Source organism: Escherichia sp. HH41S, assembly GCF_009820115.1.
Lineage (GTDB): Bacteria > Pseudomonadota > Gammaproteobacteria > Enterobacterales > Enterobacteriaceae > Escherichia > Escherichia coli_F.
Genome location: NZ_VNXE01000007.1, coordinates 23,119 through 37,968 on the forward strand (window position 1 = coordinate 23,119; position 14,850 = coordinate 37,968).

Consider the following 14,850-nt stretch of genomic DNA (forward strand, 5'->3'; position numbering starts at 1 on the left):
GATGGGTTATTTAATGCAGGACCTAACGTTTATTCTTTTTTCTATTTACCAGTCTTACCATCCTCCAGAGAATATAATTTTTTGATACTAATATTTTTGCTCGTCTCTTATCTCTCTTGCCAGGAAGATTACAATCTTTTAATTCTTTTTCATTGCTTTCAACTAATTGATTTAATAGTTCAAAATCACCATTAAGTAGAACATTCCATAAATAACGAGTTTTATGATAAGCTCTATTTTGACTCAATAATGTATGAATTTCTTCTTTCCGGTTACCTTTGTATAACTGCATCACAGAAGAGTAGATTCTTTCGTGCGCAAATGACTCATGTCGATAATGAGTGATGGTTCTACATGAGTTCATTAAGGAATTTTCTCTATAGTTATGCTTATACATATAATATGGAACCGCATACATATCGCATGTAATTAGCAGTCGATAGATAAAATCCAGATCTTCTCCTAGTCGTAAATCTTCATCAAAAAAAAGATTATTATCTTCCAGGAGTTGTTTTCTTATAAACAAGCACCCTATATGGAATCTGACCTTTTTATAAAAAAAGTCGAAAAGTAAAGACCCTTCATTAAACTCTGTATTTATAGGTGAGTAAGTAACACCATTTTTTATATGATGCCCATAAAGCCCACAATAAATCGCATCCCCTCCCGTCTCATGTTGTCTGGAATACATCTTCAGCAGATAGTTAGGATCTATCTCATCATCATCATCCATAAAACATATAAACTGTCCTTGCGCCTTGCGGATACCTGTATTCCTGGCAGACGAAACACCGCCATTTTCTTTATTGATAATAATTAATTGCGAGTGGGTTAACCCATACTCTCTCAAAACGTTTGATGTGTTATCTTTAGAACCATCATTAACAATAACAATTTCAAAATTTGGGTAAGTTTGTTTTTCTAATTTCGTTAGAGTTTCAGTAATGTAATCAGATGAATTATACGTCGGTATTATTATGGACACTAAAGGGTAATCATTGCTCATCGTGTTCTCTTGCCTGAACTAATAAAATATGATAGTACTCATCCTTAATTATTATTGTATCTCAGACATCCATGATTTTTATTGCCCAAATAGTTTTCTTTTATACTTATTTAATTTGAATTTAATGAAGTAAATAAAAGCGTTAAACGTATCACCATTTTTCTTTGCATGTTGATATTTCACTTGATACTGTTTTTCATTCGTGGCTGGAATAAACGCCACATCATTCCAGCAAGAAGCCTGATAAGCCTCATTAAAATACTTCTGGCAGGGATAATTTGTCCAGTCGTTCCAGGGCTTCGTTACGCCAACATAATGAATCAGCTTAGTATCATCGGTAATGGTCTTTTTATAATCTTCATCGCTTTTATTTTTTAACTCATAGTCAATGCCATAAAAGCAATCATAATCGCCGCTAATAAAAATACAATGACCAAAGAACAGAATATTTAAAATATCCTGATCAAGGCATTTATATTTCGTGTGCTGCGGGTCACTTGCCAGCATAGCAATGGCTTTATTCATAAAATCATTTTTCGCCCATGCTTCAAGCTGCAGATATACTACACCGGCGTTGAAATAATTCCCTGGAAGTCCCTCTATAGCCAGACGCTTCGCTGGTTTTTCCTGCATAAAAGGCACATCTTTAATAACAGCTGCGAACTTATCGCCATCAAAATTAATATCAAGCAATCCAGCTAATGAGCCTTTACAGATGACATCAGCATCGATATATAACAGATTTTCAATAGTTTCACTCAGATACTGGAACGCAACTAAACGGAAGAATGTTGCATAAGACCACTGTTTCAGGCTGGGGAAGATATCAATAAAGGCACTGGATACTTTATAAATTCTTACTTCAACGTTAGCATTTTTGCTGGTAAAAGCATTAACACGTTGTAGATAATCTTCATCAATGTAGTCAGTAAAGAGATGAAACTTAACCGCAAGGTCCGGGTTATGCATAACAACTGATTGCATAGATACTGCCGCACCAAATAAAAAGTTGCGGTCAATACCGTAAGCGATATTTAACACACGATCGGTGTTAGCAATTTCCCCAGAGACAGCGACTTCAGTAATACTCTCAGCTAATAAATCCATGTTGGTTCCGTTTTGACTGTGTGGTTTACGCTTTGCCTTTTAATTTTTTAATAAATTTGCGTAGTTTGGTTCTGTAGATTACTGAATAGTAGCCATAATCTTTTATTTCGTTGGCAATACCCAGGTGACGTTCCATGGCCAGACGATCACGGGCTTTCCGCTCTGCCGTACAGCTTTTACCGGATAGGTCAATTATCCTGACACCATCTTTACTAACGATAAAGTTACCCCGGTGTGGGTCGCCCGATAGCATATTTAAGGCATGCAATTTTTCCATTGAAGCCTTAATTTCTGCTTTAACATTTTCTGGAATAATCGGCATATCATTGAGCTCTACGCCCTCGACATACTCGATAAGCATGATAAAAACACTGGCATAGTTGAAAATTTTACGCTCAGCCAGAAAATAAAAATCATTAGGAAAAGTAAGACCTGCACTTCTGACACGATCGGTTTCAACGATCAAATTCTGATAGTAGTCACCTTTTACAAAAGATTTTAAAAAACGTTCATTCCTTTTCGTTTTCGGAGCAAAGACTTTAAAAACATAGCGACCATATTTCGTATCAATCAACGATACTTTGGTATCATCAATATTACGTAATACTTTTACTGTTTTAAAATTATAGGCCAGTATTTCATCAAAGATTTCTTTATATTTATTATCGTTATCTTTGTAATAAAATGAGAAGCCGCGATAGCGTATACTTGTAATCATAAGAGTAATTTATTTCTTAAGCTTGTACTTAATTAATGAAGTTATACCTTTAATATAGTCACCATGGGCAAACAGATGCTTATATTGTTTCTGCATTTCTGCAACAGTCCGCGCCCCTTTAAGAGGATATTTCTTCCAGGGAGATTGTTCACGCGCGATATTAAAGTATGATGCAGACGGATATCCAGCCCAGCTATGCCATGGTTTAGTTATCCCTGTATAGTGAATCAATACTGTTTTATCGGTAATGGTTTGCTGATACTTTCGATGACTACGATCATGAAGTTCGTTTTTCAGGGTATAAATAGTATCAAAATCCTTCGCGAGGTAGATATTATTCATATTAAATGCGATATTCAACGCATCCTGATCTAAATATTTAAGAGAGCCATATTTAGTTTCCCCTCGTAAAAGCGTGAGTAAATACGGTGTCAAATTTGCTTCATGCCATTTTTTAAGATTGACATAGATAACGCCTGCATTGAAATAACGTCCATTCATTTCGGGAATGTTAAGACGTTTTGCACATGCCGCCTGAGTACTATCATTGTCAGGAATAACCGCAGCAAACTCATCTTTAAATATAATTTTTGTGAGAGGTTTCAGACTTCCTTTACAAACGACATCGGCATCCAGATACAGCAGTGTGGAAATACTTTCACTCAGATATTCAAAGGACAATACCCTGAAGTATGTCGCGTACGACCAAAACTGTGACGTCGGCAGATCAGCAAAGTATTTTGGGTCAATTAAATATACAATAATTGAGGTATTAAATTGTTTTGCTGTTTCATCAAATGACTTTAAATAATCATCATCCACATAATCAGTGAAAACATGAAAGACAAAATTAATATCTGAATTATTAATCAAAACGGAAGAAATTGAAACGCCAGCACCATACAAAAAATTCTTATCGATACCGTAGGAAACATTTAGCTCTGGGACGTTTTCTTTTTTATTATATGCTAAATACGAAAACCGTTCTTTTATAAATTCATTCATTTAACTTTTCTCAATGTCATTTTATTATCTTTAAATAAAAATAATAAATATAATTCATTATCCCGTTAATTGGTTTATTTTGTTTAAAATTATGCTTAGCGCAATAACGAGCATAATTTGAGTTAATTGGCCGCATTAACGGTTCATTTTTCCATGGCGATGCTTCTTTGGCTTTGATAAATGGCTGCGCGCTTGGATAACCGGCCCAGTAATGCCAGGGTTTTGTCGGGCCGACATAATGAATTAATACGGTTTCATCATTAATTGGACAAATAAATGATTTTTTTAATTCATAATTTAAACTAAATTGCGTATTGTATTTAGCATCAATGAATTTAACTTTCCCTAACAGGATAAGATTTAGTATATCTTGATCCATATAGGTTAAACGGGAAACGACGGCTTTATCAGCAAGCATCGACATCGCTTTAGCAGAAACGGACTCCTGCGCCCACGCTAGTGTATTAATTAACAGGACACCTGAATTAAAGTAACCCTTTTCAAGTTCATTACACTGCAGACTTTGAGCCCGTAACGACCACCAGTTAGCATCGCGTTCAGTAACAACAGCAGCAACGTTATTGGCAAGATCCATTGTTATCAGCGGTTTTAAGGTTCCCTGACAGGCGATATCAGCATCCAGGTACAGGATCTTATCTTGTTGATCAATAAAGTAATCTGCAATTACAAAACGGAAATACATGGCAATAGACCAATTTTTGGTCGTCGGTAATACCTTAAGCCGTTCACAATTTACTAGATGGATCTGGATACAGGTACGATAGCTTTTCGCCAATTGGGCTAAACGCTGGATATCGGCTTCAGGGATATCATCAATAAAAACGTGGAAAACAAAACTCACGTCGTTGTTATGTAACAAAACTGACGTGATTGAAACACCACAACCAAAAAGAAAGTTTTTATCAATGCCATAAGCAACATGGAATGATGATGCCACTGACGCCGCTGGCCTTTCATCGAAGATGATTGTCTTATTGATCATCTCTTGTGGATTAAAATAGTGGGCACTCATATTTCTCTCCGGAAATTACAACGATTTTCTAATCGTTCTTTCCCTGATTTTTGTGGCTTTTGCTTCTGCTTGCGACAGCAGCCCTTGTTCCTGCTTGAGAATGTCTTTAAGCGGGGCGACAAAATACACTTTCATAAACCGCCAGATATCCCGCTGAGTCAGGCCAATATTCATCGAAGAAAAATAAAGCCCTATAAGATCTTTATCGCGCCAACGACGTGGAACGCGCGTGCGAAGCTGCGCCCGGTGCAGGTCAATTACTGAAATTTTTAACTCCTCTTCCTTACCGGAAAAAGGCAAGTGCAGCAGGAAATGACAGATATAACAGTCACGGTGGTTAATGCCCGCAGCATGCATATCGCGCACCATCATCGCGACACGCTTAATAAGCATACGCTTTACGCGAACATCTGGAGGGTTAGTCGCCCAGTCAGCACAGTAATCTTCCAGACTGATGGTTGGTGTCAGATCTTCGGTTATAATAAACGAGGTTCTGGTCAGCGGATTAATGCCTTTTTCGCCGAATGCCACCCCATACATAGTATCAACGCCGACATCCCGCAGTCGATGAATCGCATTCCATTCGCGGTCTGCACCTAATACTGGCATCCGCAATGAGAGTAAATTTTTGATTATCTCTTTCAGGGTCGTGCCGCGATGCCATTTGAGAAAATAGCTTTTGCCCGCCATTTCAAAGCGCAGAGTGCGGCGAGTTTCCAGTTCACGAAAAACCTCACCCTGCAAGGTTTTAACTTCCTCAAAAGGATCTTTACCGCGCCATAACGTGGCAAACGGCTCTTTAAGTTCAACCATCCAGACCACCCGTTATGATATCCGCCGCTTTTTCTGGCAGACTGTATAAATCTTGTGTATCAGCATAATGTCGCGCATTTTCCGCCCAGGCCTGGCGCAATGAAGATTGCGTTAACGCTTTGCGTAAAATCTCATTCAATGTTTCCTGGCGGAATGGCTCAGCAATAGCCTCGCCGCAATTGGCGTCAACAATATAATGCGCATAGCCACAAACGGCTGTTGTTAGTACCGGTAATCCTGCAGTAATCGCTTCCAGCAGCACAATTCCCGCCGCTTCCTGGTAGGCAGGATGCAGTAATAAATCCGCCGCCGCCATTAATTCCGAGACATCGTTGCGCCCCGAGAAGAAGTGAACATTACTGCGCACGCCGCGTTTTTCTGCCAGCGCCTCAAATTTTCGCGGTTTATCCTGCCCAACAACATATAGCAATGTGTTGTGGCGCAGCGAATCCGGTAATGAAGCAAGTGCTTCAATGGAACGATCAACACCTTTACGCGTGAAGTCTGAACCGACCTGCAACAATAAATATTGTTGTTCGGTTATTCCATTCTTCTTACGGAAGATTTCACGGCTATTGGCTGGCTGCTGGCTATATTTACGATCAGGATAAATCCCCGGTGGCAGAATATGAAAACGCTCCGCTTCAGTCTGATAATGTTTCTGGAAATCGGCGATTTGCTTGTCCGTCAGCATCAGCAACTGTGTCGGCTTGCCCTGTTCAAAGGTTGCCCGCTCAAAGGCGGCATAATGGCGATAACGTGACGTCAGGCGATAGAAAAAGCCTTTCTCCTGCGCCACTTTCTCGGCATAACAAACATCAGCGGCATAATAAACGTCCAGCCCCGGCATTTTGTTGAATCCAACGACTTTATCGACCGGATGCTCGCGTAAATGTTTTTGCACCCAGGCAAAATACTCCGCGTTACGCCCGTGATTGGTATGCGACTTAACCGGCACGTTGATCAGTTCAAACACATCAGGGCATTCGCCTTCCCATGACTGGGCATAAACCCGAACATGATGCCCTCGGGCCGCAACTGTCTGAGCAATACGCATAAAATCGCGTTGCAAACCGCCAAAGGGAAAATATTTATATAAACAGAAAGCAACGATCATAACGACGTACCTGTCGTGGAGGATGGCAATAATTTATCAACAGCAGCAATGACATCTGCCGCCGGAATAACCGAAAGATACATCTCATTTCGGTCACGCTGATCGCGTGTTGGCATTTCCCGGTAATCTCCCGCCCAGAATTGAATCATGTTATTTGACCAGGGACGCCAGAAAATATGGTCTGTTGCACCAAACAGCGATATCAGCGGCGTATTAACTGCAGCGGCAATGTGCGCCGGTGCGGAATCAACGCCAATAAACAGCTGCGCATGATCGATTAACGCACCAAGTTCCGGGAAGGTTACCTTTCCGGCCAACGCCGTTACTGGTGGCGTCTGGCATCCCTGGGCAATTTCATTGACGCAGGCCAGATCGTCTTTATCCGGGCCGGACGTCAGAACGACTTCATAGCCACGTGTATGTAAGGCATCAATCACAGCGGAAAACTTGGCGTTGTCCCAGCATTTAAAGATTTGCCGCGCGGTAGGTTGGATAACCACATAATTTTGTCCAACACCTGCGTGATCAAGTTCGCGACGCATTCGTTTCCAGCTTGCAGGCGGGTAACTCATGGTTGTCTGCTTCACCAACGATTCGAGACCCAGTGGCGTCAGCACGGATAAGTTACTTTCCACCACATTTCCACCCTGCAACGGCACCAGATGGGTGAAGCTTTTACGCCAAAAAGCAGACTGCCGATGATGATAATCCTGGGAAATTTTCACACGGGCATTTAATAAGCGAACCAGTATAGCAACCATCCATTGATCGGTAAGATTGACGATAAGGTCATACTTATTGGCACGTAATACCTTGATGAGATGAAAAAAGTTGGCAATTTTTTCTGAGGCTTTTGCTTTTTTATTTTTTATGCCGTAGAGCGCGTTAATCTCTGGATTTTCAGACAGAATCGGGATGGTATCCTGATAAAGCAGCACATCGATTTTTGCGTCAGGGTAATTTTTTTTCAGCGAACTAATGACGGGAGTAGTTAATAACATATCCCCATGAAAACGCATCTTAATGAGCAAAATTCTTCGAAATGGCTTATCCACAAGTAACTCTTTTTGTTGAGATTATCCGATTAAGGTGAAGCAGAAAAAGCACGCTACCGCCCCAGGCTCAACAGCTACCTGAATACTGATACCGTACTGATATTGACGCGCTAGTGTATCACTTCTTTCGCGGCAATCCGATCCGAATGATTTTTAAGCACATCGTTGTTTTTCAATAAAGAAATCAATCAAATAAAATCATTAGCAACAATATTCTTTCACTGTTGCTCCGCGATTCCTTACTGCACGTACTGCGGAAATCAATGAATCGCATAAAAATACAAAAAAAGTATAGATGTTCAGCAAGAATTGGCGGGTAAATTGCTATTTAAGTCAAAAACGGGAAAAGTAATGGTAAAGCCACAGCTAAATACATAGAATCCCCAGCACATCCATAAGTCAGCTATTTACTATGCTCGAATTGCTTTACACCGCCCTTCTCTACCTTATTCAGCCGCTGATCTGGATACGGCTCTGGGTGCGCGGACGTAAGGCTCCGGCCTATCGAAAACGCTGGGGTGAACGTTACGGTTTTTACCGCCATCCGCTAAAACCAGGCGGCATTATGCTGCACTCCGTCTCCGTTGGTGAAACGCTGGCGGCGATCCCATTGGTGCGCGCGCTGCGTCATCGTTATCCTGATTTACCGATTACCGTCACCACCATGACGCCAACCGGTTCGGAACGCGTACAATCTGCGTTCGGTAAGGATGTTCAGCACGTTTATCTGCCGTACGACCTGCCCGATGCGCTTAATCGTTTCCTGAATAAAGTCGACCCTAAACTGGTGTTGATTATGGAAACCGAACTATGGCCTAACCTGATTGCGGCGCTACATAAACGTAAAATTCCGCTGGTGATCGCTAACGCGCGACTCTCTGCCCGCTCGGCCGCAGGTTACGCCAAACTGGGCAAATTCGTCCGTCGCTTGCTACGTCGAATTACGCTGATTGCCGCCCAAAATGAAGAAGATGGTGCACGTTTTGTGGCGCTGGGTGCAAAAAATAATCAGGTGACCATCACTGGTAGCCTGAAATTCGATATCTCTGTCACGCCGCAGTTGGCTGCCAAAGCAGTAACGCTGCGCCGCCAGTGGGCACCTCATCGCCCGGTATGGATTGCCACCAGCACTCACGAAGGCGAAGAGAGTGTGGTCATTGCCGCACATCAGGCATTGTTACAGCAATTCCCGAACTTATTGCTCATCCTGGTACCACGTCACCCGGAACGCTTCCCGGATGCGATTAACCTTGTCCGCCAGGCTGGGCTAAGCTATATCACACGCTCTTCAGGGGAAGTCCCCTCCACCAGCACGCAGGTTGTGGTTGGCGATACGATGGGCGAGCTGATGTTACTGTACGGCATTGCCGATCTCGCCTTTGTTGGCGGTTCACTGGTTGAACGTGGTGGGCATAACCCGCTGGAAGCTGCCGCACACGCTATTCCGGTATTGATGGGACCGCATACTTTTAACTTTAAAGACATTTGCGCGCGGCTGGAGCAGGCAAGCGGGCTGATTACCGTCACCGATGCCACTACGCTTGCAAAAGAGGTTTCCTCTTTACTCACCGACGCCGATTACCGTAGTTTCTATGGCCGTCATGCCGTTGAAGTGCTGTATCAAAACCAGGGCGCGCTACAGCGTCTGCTTCAACTGCTGGAACCTTACCTGCCACCGAAAACGCATTGAGGTTGTTATGCAAAAACGGGCGATTTATCCGGGTACTTTCGATCCCATTACCAATGGTCATATCGATATCGTGACGCGTGCCACGCAAATGTTCGATCACGTTATTCTGGCGATTGCCGCCAGCCCCAGTAAAAAACCGATGTTTACTCTGGAAGAGCGTGTGGCGCTGGCACAGCACGCAACTGCGCATCTGGGAAACGTGGAAGTGGTCGGATTTAGTGATTTGATGGCTAACTTCGCCCGTAATCAACACGCTACGGTGTTGATTCGTGGCCTGCGTGCGGTGGCGGATTTTGAATATGAAATGCAGCTGGCGCATATGAATCGCCACTTAATGCCGGAACTGGAAAGTGTGTTTCTGATGCCTTCGAAAGAGTGGTCGTTTATCTCTTCATCGTTGGTGAAAGAGGTGGCGCGCCATCAGGGCGATGTCACCCATTTCCTGCCAGAGAATGTCCATCAGGCATTGATGGCAAAATTAGCGTAGCGTTTATGCCGGATGGTATGCCATCCGGCGCGCATCAATTACTTCTGGCACTGCCGACAATAAAACGTTGCCCGCTGCGCATGTTTCGTCGCCACAATAGGCGTACCGCACACTCGACACGGCTCGCCTTTTCGCCCGTAAACCTGCAATTCCTGAGCGAAATAGCCCGGTTTACCATCACTTTGCAGAAAATCTTTCAGCGTTGTACCACCCTGCTCAATCGAACGCAGCAACACCGCTTTAATCACCCGAGCTAACAATTCACACTCTGCCAGCGACAGTGATGACGCCAGCCGATCCGGATGGATCCCCGCCGCAAACAGAGATTCGCTGGCATAGATATTCCCTACGCCTACCACCAGCTTGTTATCCATCAGCCACGGTTTAATCGCCGTTTTTTTCTTCGCGCACTTCTGATGCAGGTACTCACCGTTGAAATCGTCGCTAAGCGGCTCCGGTCCAAGGTGGGCCAGCACATTATGCCCTTCCAGCTCTTTGGTCCACAGCCAGGCACCAAAACGGCGCGGATCGGTATAGCGCAGTACTTTGCCGTTGCTCATCACCAAATCAACATGGTCATGCTTTTCGGGAGGAAGTTCTTCTGAAAGGATGCGCAGGCTGCCAGACATCCCCAAATGAATGATAATCCAGCCCTCAGGCAGCTCCAACAGCAGATATTTAGCCCGGCGCTGCACGCTAAGCACTGGTTGGTCGCTTAAACGGTAGATCTCTTCTGAAACCGGCCAGCGCAAGCGACCGTTGCGCACCACCGCATGAAGAATGGTTGCACCAACGAGATGCGGTTCGATGCCGCGTCGGCTGGTTTCAACTTCGGGTAATTCAGGCATAGCATCTCCGGGAATGAACAGATGCAGTCAATATGGGGGCAAGCAGATAACAAAAAACCCCGCCGGAGCGAGGTTTTTCGTTACATCAAAGCGAGAATTATTTGATTTTCGCTTCTTTGTAGATCACGTGCTGGCGAACAACTGGATCGAATTTTTTCAGTTCCAGTTTTTCCGGCTTAGTACGTTTGTTCTTCGTAGTGGTATAGAAGTGACCAGTACCAGCAGAAGAAACCAGCTTGATTTTCTCACGAATACCTTTAGCCATGATTTATTTCCTCTAAGTACTTAGTACTTTTCGCCACGGGCACGCAGTTCAGCCAGAACTGTATCGATGCCTTTTTTATCGATTACACGCATACCTTTAGCAGATACGCGCAGGGTGACAAAACGCTTCTCGCTCTCAACCCAGAAACGGTGAGAGTGCAGGTTCGGCAGGAAACGGCGTTTAGTCGCGTTCAGTGCGTGGGAACGGTTGTTACCGGTCACCGGACGCTTGCCAGTAACTTGGCAGACTCGGGACATGTCTATTCTCCAAAAATCAAATTAGCTCGAGCTTCGTATGGGGTATTGGCGCCTCGTCAGGCTTTACAGCCCGGTCATCGCAGTTCTATGTGAACTCTCGATTGCCAGGCCCAAATGCCAAACCCGAGATTCTCAAAGGTGGCGTAGTATACGCTGACTCAGCGATGTGCTCAAGTCCCGAACAGACAAAGATCCCGAAGGATCGCGCATAGCGGGTTAAATCCAGCCGCGTTCGGCAAAAGAAACATACTCTCCACGCCCAATCACGATATGGTCGAGCACGCGTAAATCCATGAACTGACAACTTTTTATTATCCGTTCGGTGATGAGTTTATCCGCTTTACTGGGTTCAGCACAACCCGAAGGGTGATTATGTGCAAGGATCAGCGCCGAGGCATTTATTTTTATCGCTTCACGAATTATTTCTCGTGGATGGACTTCCACATGATTTAACGTGCCGGAAAAGAGCCGGCTGTGGGTAAGGACCCGGTGTTGGGAATCGAGAAAGATCACCATAAAGATCTCTCGTTCCTCTCCCGTAAGTTGGCTTTGTAAAAACTCCCTCGTCATCTCCGGGCTGAGCAACGGGCTTTCTTCGCGCATCCGTACGTTGTAGTAACGCCGCGCCAGTTCAGCAATCCCCTTTAACTGAGCGAACTTCGCCACACCAATTCCATGAACACCGCTAAATTGTTCATATTCAGAGGTTAACAAGCCATAAAGAGAGCCGAAATTCTCCAGCATCTCTTTTGCCAGGGTTAATACATCTTTACCGCGCGTTCCGGTACGCAGAAATAGCGCCAGCAGCTCAACATCCGTTAACGCACCAATGCCAAACTTCAGCATTTTTTCGCGCGGCATCAACAGCTGTGCATTGTTTTTCACCTTCACCTCCTTTGTGGTGCTCGCATCCTGTCATAGCCGTTCCGTTAAATCGACGGTCAGTTTTCAATCCTGGAAAGCGCCTCGCAAAGTGATTTTCAGGTGAAGGCACGACAACAAAAGTATTGTGATAAAATCGCCAACTTCTGGTGTCACCCAACAGGAAAAATCATCATGAGCCTGGCCGGTAAAAAAATCGTTCTCGGCGTTAGCGGCGGCATTGCTGCCTATAAAACCCCTGAACTGGTGCGTCGTTTGCGCGAGCGCGGGGCCGACGTCCGCGTAGCCATGACCGAAGCGGCAAAAGCCTTTATCACCCCACTTAGCTTGCAGGCAGTTTCGGGGTATCCCGTTTCCGACAGTCTGCTTGACCCGGCAGCCGAAGCCGCTATGGGCCATATTGAGCTGGGTAAATGGGCTGATTTAGTGATTCTCGCCCCTGCCACGGCAGATTTGATTGCCCGTGTTGCTGCCGGAATGGCGAATGACCTGGTATCAACAATTTGCCTGGCTACACCTGCGCCTGTAGCCGTGCTCCCCGCCATGAACCAGCAGATGTACCGTGCCGCTGCCACGCAGCATAATTTAGAGGTGCTTGCTTCCCGTGGTTTGCTCATCTGGGGGCCAGACAGTGGCAGTCAGGCTTGTGGTGATATCGGCCCTGGGCGAATGCTCGATCCGTTAACCATTGTTGATATGGCGGTAGCGCATTTTTCGCCCGTCAACGACCTGAAACATCTGAACATTATGATTACCGCCGGCCCGACGCGTGAACCGCTCGATCCGGTGCGTTATATCTCTAATCACAGCTCAGGCAAGATGGGTTTTGCTATCGCCGCCGCCGCTGCCCGTCGTGGCGCGAACGTCACGCTGGTATCAGGTCCGGTTTCACTACCGACGCCACCGTTTGTTAAACGTGTTGATGTGATGACTGCGCTGGAAATGGAAGCGGCCGTGAATGCTTCTATACAGCAGCAAAATATTTTTATCGGTTGCGCCGCCGTGGCGGATTATCGCGCAGCTACCGTGGCCCCAGAGAAAATCAAAAAGCAGGCCACGCAGGGTGATGAATTAACAATAAAAATGGTTAAAAACCCCGATATCGTCGCAGGCGTTGCCGCACTAAAAGACCATCGACCCTACGTCGTTGGATTTGCCGCCGAAACAAATAATGTGGAAGAATACGCCCGGCAAAAACGTATCCGTAAAAACCTTGATCTGATCTGCGCGAACGATGTTTCCCAGCCAACTCAAGGATTTAACAGCGACAACAACGCATTACACCTTTTCTGGCAGGACGGAGATAAAGTCTTACCGCTTGAGCGCAAAGAGCTCCTTGGCCAATTATTACTCGACGAGATCGTGACCCGTTATGATGAAAAAAATCGACGTTAAGATTCTGGACCCGCGCGTTGGGAAGGAATTTCCGCTCCCGACTTATGCCACCTCTGGCTCTGCCGGACTTGACCTGCGTGCCTGTCTCGACGACGCCGTAGAACTGGCTCCGGGTGACACTACGCTGGTTCCGACCGGGCTGGCGATTCATATTGCCGATCCTTCACTGGCGGCAATGATGCTGCCGCGCTCCGGATTGGGACATAAGCACGGTATCGTGCTTGGTAACCTGGTAGGATTGATCGATTCTGACTATCAGGGCCAGTTGATGATTTCCGTGTGGAACCGTGGTCAGGACAGCTTCACCATTCAACCTGGCGAACGCATCGCCCAGATGATTTTTGTTCCGGTAGTACAGGCTGAATTTAATCTGGTGGAAGATTTCGACGCCACCGACCGCGGTGAAGGCGGCTTTGGTCACTCTGGTCGTCAGTAACACATACGCATCCGAATAACGTCATAACATAGCCGCAAACATTTCGTTTGCGGTCATAGCGTGGGTGCCGCCTGGCAAGTGCTTATTTTCAGGGGTATTTTGTAACATGGCAGAAAAACAAACTGCGAAAAGGAACCGTCGCGAGGAAATACTTCAGTCTCTGGCGCTGATGCTGGAATCCAGCGATGGAAGCCAACGTATCACGACGGCAAAACTGGCCGCCTCTGTCGGCGTTTCCGAAGCGGCACTGTATCGCCACTTCCCCAGTAAGACCCGCATGTTCGATAGCCTGATTGAGTTTATCGAAGATAGCCTGATTACTCGCATCAATCTGATTCTGAAAGATGAGAAAGACACCACAGCGCGCCTGCGTCTGATTGTGTTGCTGCTTCTCGGTTTTGGTGAGCGTAATCCTGGCCTGACCCGCATCCTCACTGGTCATGCACTAATGTTTGAACAGGATCGCCTGCAAGGGCGCATCAACCAGCTATTCGAGCGTATTGAAGCGCAGTTGCGTCAGGTATTGCGTGAAAAGAGAATGCGTGAGGGTGAAGGTTACACCACCGACGAAACCCTGCTGGCAAGCCAGATCCTGGCCTTCTGTGAAGGTATGCTGTCACGCTTTGTCCGCAGCGAGTTTAAATACCGCCCGACGGATGACTTTGACGCCCGCTGGCCGCTAATTGCTGCGCAGTTGCAGTAATTCTCCCAAACGTTCAGGCAGAAACGTCTGCCT

At 45.5% G+C, this 14,850-nt stretch carries 17 protein-coding genes; 5 read left to right on the forward strand and 12 right to left on the reverse strand.

The features are described 5' to 3' along the window. Positions 1-22: 22 nt before the first annotated feature. The 8 genes from FQZ95_RS01170 to rfaQ all read right to left on the reverse strand — a co-directional run bounded on the left by FQZ95_RS01170 (position 23) and on the right by rfaQ (position 7,854). Positions 23-1,006 carry a glycosyltransferase family 2 protein gene (locus tag FQZ95_RS01170; RefSeq protein ID WP_032185469.1) on the reverse strand — a complete coding sequence of 328 codons (984 nt, stop codon included), beginning with the start codon at positions 1,004-1,006 and terminating at the stop codon, positions 23-25. Between the two features lie 78 nt (positions 1,007-1,084). Continuing rightward, complete coding sequence (locus FQZ95_RS01175) at positions 1,085-2,113, reverse strand: UDP-galactose--(galactosyl) LPS alpha1,2-galactosyltransferase (protein ID WP_000364800.1); 1,029 nt, start codon at positions 2,111-2,113, stop codon at positions 1,085-1,087. 25 nt (positions 2,114-2,138) lie between these two features. Then, positions 2,139-2,831, reverse strand: a complete 693-nt coding sequence (rfaY, locus tag FQZ95_RS01180) for a lipopolysaccharide core heptose(II) kinase RfaY (protein WP_000633087.1) — start codon at positions 2,829-2,831, stop codon at positions 2,139-2,141. A 9-nt stretch (positions 2,832-2,840) separates the two neighbouring features. Next, a complete protein-coding gene (locus FQZ95_RS01185) occupies positions 2,841-3,836 on the reverse strand; it encodes a glycosyltransferase family 8 protein (RefSeq protein ID WP_032185470.1) in 996 nt (331 codons plus the stop codon). 16 nt (positions 3,837-3,852) lie between these two features. After that, positions 3,853-4,869: a lipopolysaccharide 3-alpha-galactosyltransferase gene (waaO, locus tag FQZ95_RS01190; RefSeq protein WP_032185471.1), complete on the reverse strand. Its 1,017-nt coding sequence runs from the start codon at positions 4,867-4,869 to the stop codon at positions 3,853-3,855. Between the two features lie 15 nt (positions 4,870-4,884). Next, entirely contained in the window at positions 4,885-5,682 is a 798-nt protein-coding gene (gene rfaP, locus FQZ95_RS01195) for a lipopolysaccharide core heptose(I) kinase RfaP (RefSeq protein ID WP_032185472.1), read from the reverse strand. Next, a complete protein-coding gene (locus tag FQZ95_RS01200) occupies positions 5,675-6,799 on the reverse strand; it encodes a glycosyltransferase family 4 protein (RefSeq protein WP_032185473.1) in 1,125 nt (374 codons plus the stop codon). Before FQZ95_RS01200 ends, rfaP begins: the two co-directional genes overlap by 8 nt. Further along, the gene (rfaQ, locus tag FQZ95_RS01205; RefSeq protein WP_000360404.1) at positions 6,796-7,854 is read right to left on the reverse strand and encodes a lipopolysaccharide core heptosyltransferase RfaQ; all 1,059 of its coding nucleotides are present in this window, start codon (positions 7,852-7,854) and stop codon (positions 6,796-6,798) included. Before rfaQ ends, FQZ95_RS01200 begins: the two co-directional genes overlap by 4 nt. A 412-nt stretch (positions 7,855-8,266) precedes the next feature. On the opposite strand from rfaQ, the gene waaA reads away from it, so the two are divergent. Continuing rightward, positions 8,267-9,544, forward strand: a complete 1,278-nt coding sequence (gene waaA / locus FQZ95_RS01210) for a lipid IV(A) 3-deoxy-D-manno-octulosonic acid transferase (RefSeq protein ID WP_000891553.1) — start codon at positions 8,267-8,269, stop codon at positions 9,542-9,544. A 7-nt stretch (positions 9,545-9,551) separates the two neighbouring features. Next, the gene (coaD, locus tag FQZ95_RS01215; protein WP_001171862.1) at positions 9,552-10,031 is read left to right on the forward strand and encodes a pantetheine-phosphate adenylyltransferase; all 480 of its coding nucleotides are present in this window, start codon (positions 9,552-9,554) and stop codon (positions 10,029-10,031) included. Between the two features lie 38 nt (positions 10,032-10,069). Here coaD and mutM read toward each other — a convergent pair whose 3' ends face one another. The 4 genes from mutM to radC all read right to left on the reverse strand — a co-directional run bounded on the left by mutM (position 10,070) and on the right by radC (position 12,286). After that, complete coding sequence (gene mutM / locus FQZ95_RS01220) at positions 10,070-10,879, reverse strand: bifunctional DNA-formamidopyrimidine glycosylase/DNA-(apurinic or apyrimidinic site) lyase (protein WP_032185475.1); 810 nt, start codon at positions 10,877-10,879, stop codon at positions 10,070-10,072. 97 nt (positions 10,880-10,976) lie between these two features. Continuing rightward, on the reverse strand, positions 10,977-11,144 hold the full coding sequence (gene rpmG, locus FQZ95_RS01225; RefSeq protein ID WP_001051798.1) for a 50S ribosomal protein L33: 168 nt from the start codon (positions 11,142-11,144) through the stop codon (positions 10,977-10,979). A 20-nt stretch (positions 11,145-11,164) separates the two neighbouring features. After that, a complete protein-coding gene (rpmB, locus tag FQZ95_RS01230) occupies positions 11,165-11,401 on the reverse strand; it encodes a 50S ribosomal protein L28 (protein ID WP_000091955.1) in 237 nt (78 codons plus the stop codon). A 216-nt stretch (positions 11,402-11,617) separates the two neighbouring features. Next, positions 11,618-12,286, reverse strand: a complete 669-nt coding sequence (gene radC / locus FQZ95_RS01235) for a RadC family protein (RefSeq protein ID WP_088541998.1) — start codon at positions 12,284-12,286, stop codon at positions 11,618-11,620. Positions 12,287-12,457: 171 nt separating this feature from the next. Here radC and coaBC point away from each other — a divergent pair, with 171 nt between their 5' ends. The 3 genes from coaBC (at position 12,458) to slmA (ending at position 14,817) form a co-directional block, all read left to right on the forward strand. Continuing rightward, a complete protein-coding gene (gene coaBC / locus FQZ95_RS01240; RefSeq protein ID WP_088541997.1) occupies positions 12,458-13,678 on the forward strand; it encodes a bifunctional phosphopantothenoylcysteine decarboxylase/phosphopantothenate--cysteine ligase CoaBC in 1,221 nt (406 codons plus the stop codon). Beyond that, positions 13,656-14,114: a dUTP diphosphatase gene (gene dut, locus FQZ95_RS01245; protein WP_000976070.1), complete on the forward strand. Its 459-nt coding sequence runs from the start codon at positions 13,656-13,658 to the stop codon at positions 14,112-14,114. Before coaBC ends, dut begins: the two co-directional genes overlap by 23 nt. 106 nt (positions 14,115-14,220) lie before the next feature. Next, entirely contained in the window at positions 14,221-14,817 is a 597-nt protein-coding gene (gene slmA, locus FQZ95_RS01250; RefSeq protein WP_000818601.1) for a nucleoid occlusion factor SlmA, read from the forward strand. Positions 14,818-14,850: the final 33 nt, after the last annotated feature.

Coding starts and splice junctions, on each gene's coding strand:
- FQZ95_RS01170 (WP_032185469.1), bottom strand. CDS start 1,006: ATGAGCAATGATTACCCTTTAGTGTCCATAATAATACCGACGTATAAT.
- FQZ95_RS01175 (WP_000364800.1), bottom strand. CDS start 2,113: ATGGATTTATTAGCTGAGAGTATTACTGAAGTCGCTGTCTCTGGGGAA.
- rfaY (WP_000633087.1), bottom strand. CDS start 2,831: ATGATTACAAGTATACGCTATCGCGGCTTCTCATTTTATTACAAAGAT.
- FQZ95_RS01185 (WP_032185470.1), bottom strand. CDS start 3,836: ATGAATGAATTTATAAAAGAACGGTTTTCGTATTTAGCATATAATAAA.
- waaO (WP_032185471.1), bottom strand. CDS start 4,869: ATGAGTGCCCACTATTTTAATCCACAAGAGATGATCAATAAGACAATC.
- rfaP (WP_032185472.1), bottom strand. CDS start 5,682: ATGGTTGAACTTAAAGAGCCGTTTGCCACGTTATGGCGCGGTAAAGAT.
- FQZ95_RS01200 (WP_032185473.1), bottom strand. CDS start 6,799: ATGATCGTTGCTTTCTGTTTATATAAATATTTTCCCTTTGGCGGTTTG.
- waaA (WP_000891553.1), top strand. CDS start 8,267: ATGCTCGAATTGCTTTACACCGCCCTTCTCTACCTTATTCAGCCGCTG.
- coaD (WP_001171862.1), top strand. CDS start 9,552: ATGCAAAAACGGGCGATTTATCCGGGTACTTTCGATCCCATTACCAAT.
- mutM (WP_032185475.1), bottom strand. CDS start 10,879: ATGCCTGAATTACCCGAAGTTGAAACCAGCCGACGCGGCATCGAACCG.
- rpmG (WP_001051798.1), bottom strand. CDS start 11,144: ATGGCTAAAGGTATTCGTGAGAAAATCAAGCTGGTTTCTTCTGCTGGT.
- rpmB (WP_000091955.1), bottom strand. CDS start 11,401: ATGTCCCGAGTCTGCCAAGTTACTGGCAAGCGTCCGGTGACCGGTAAC.
- coaBC (WP_088541997.1), top strand. CDS start 12,458: ATGAGCCTGGCCGGTAAAAAAATCGTTCTCGGCGTTAGCGGCGGCATT.
- dut (WP_000976070.1), top strand. CDS start 13,656: ATGATGAAAAAAATCGACGTTAAGATTCTGGACCCGCGCGTTGGGAAG.
- slmA (WP_000818601.1), top strand. CDS start 14,221: ATGGCAGAAAAACAAACTGCGAAAAGGAACCGTCGCGAGGAAATACTT.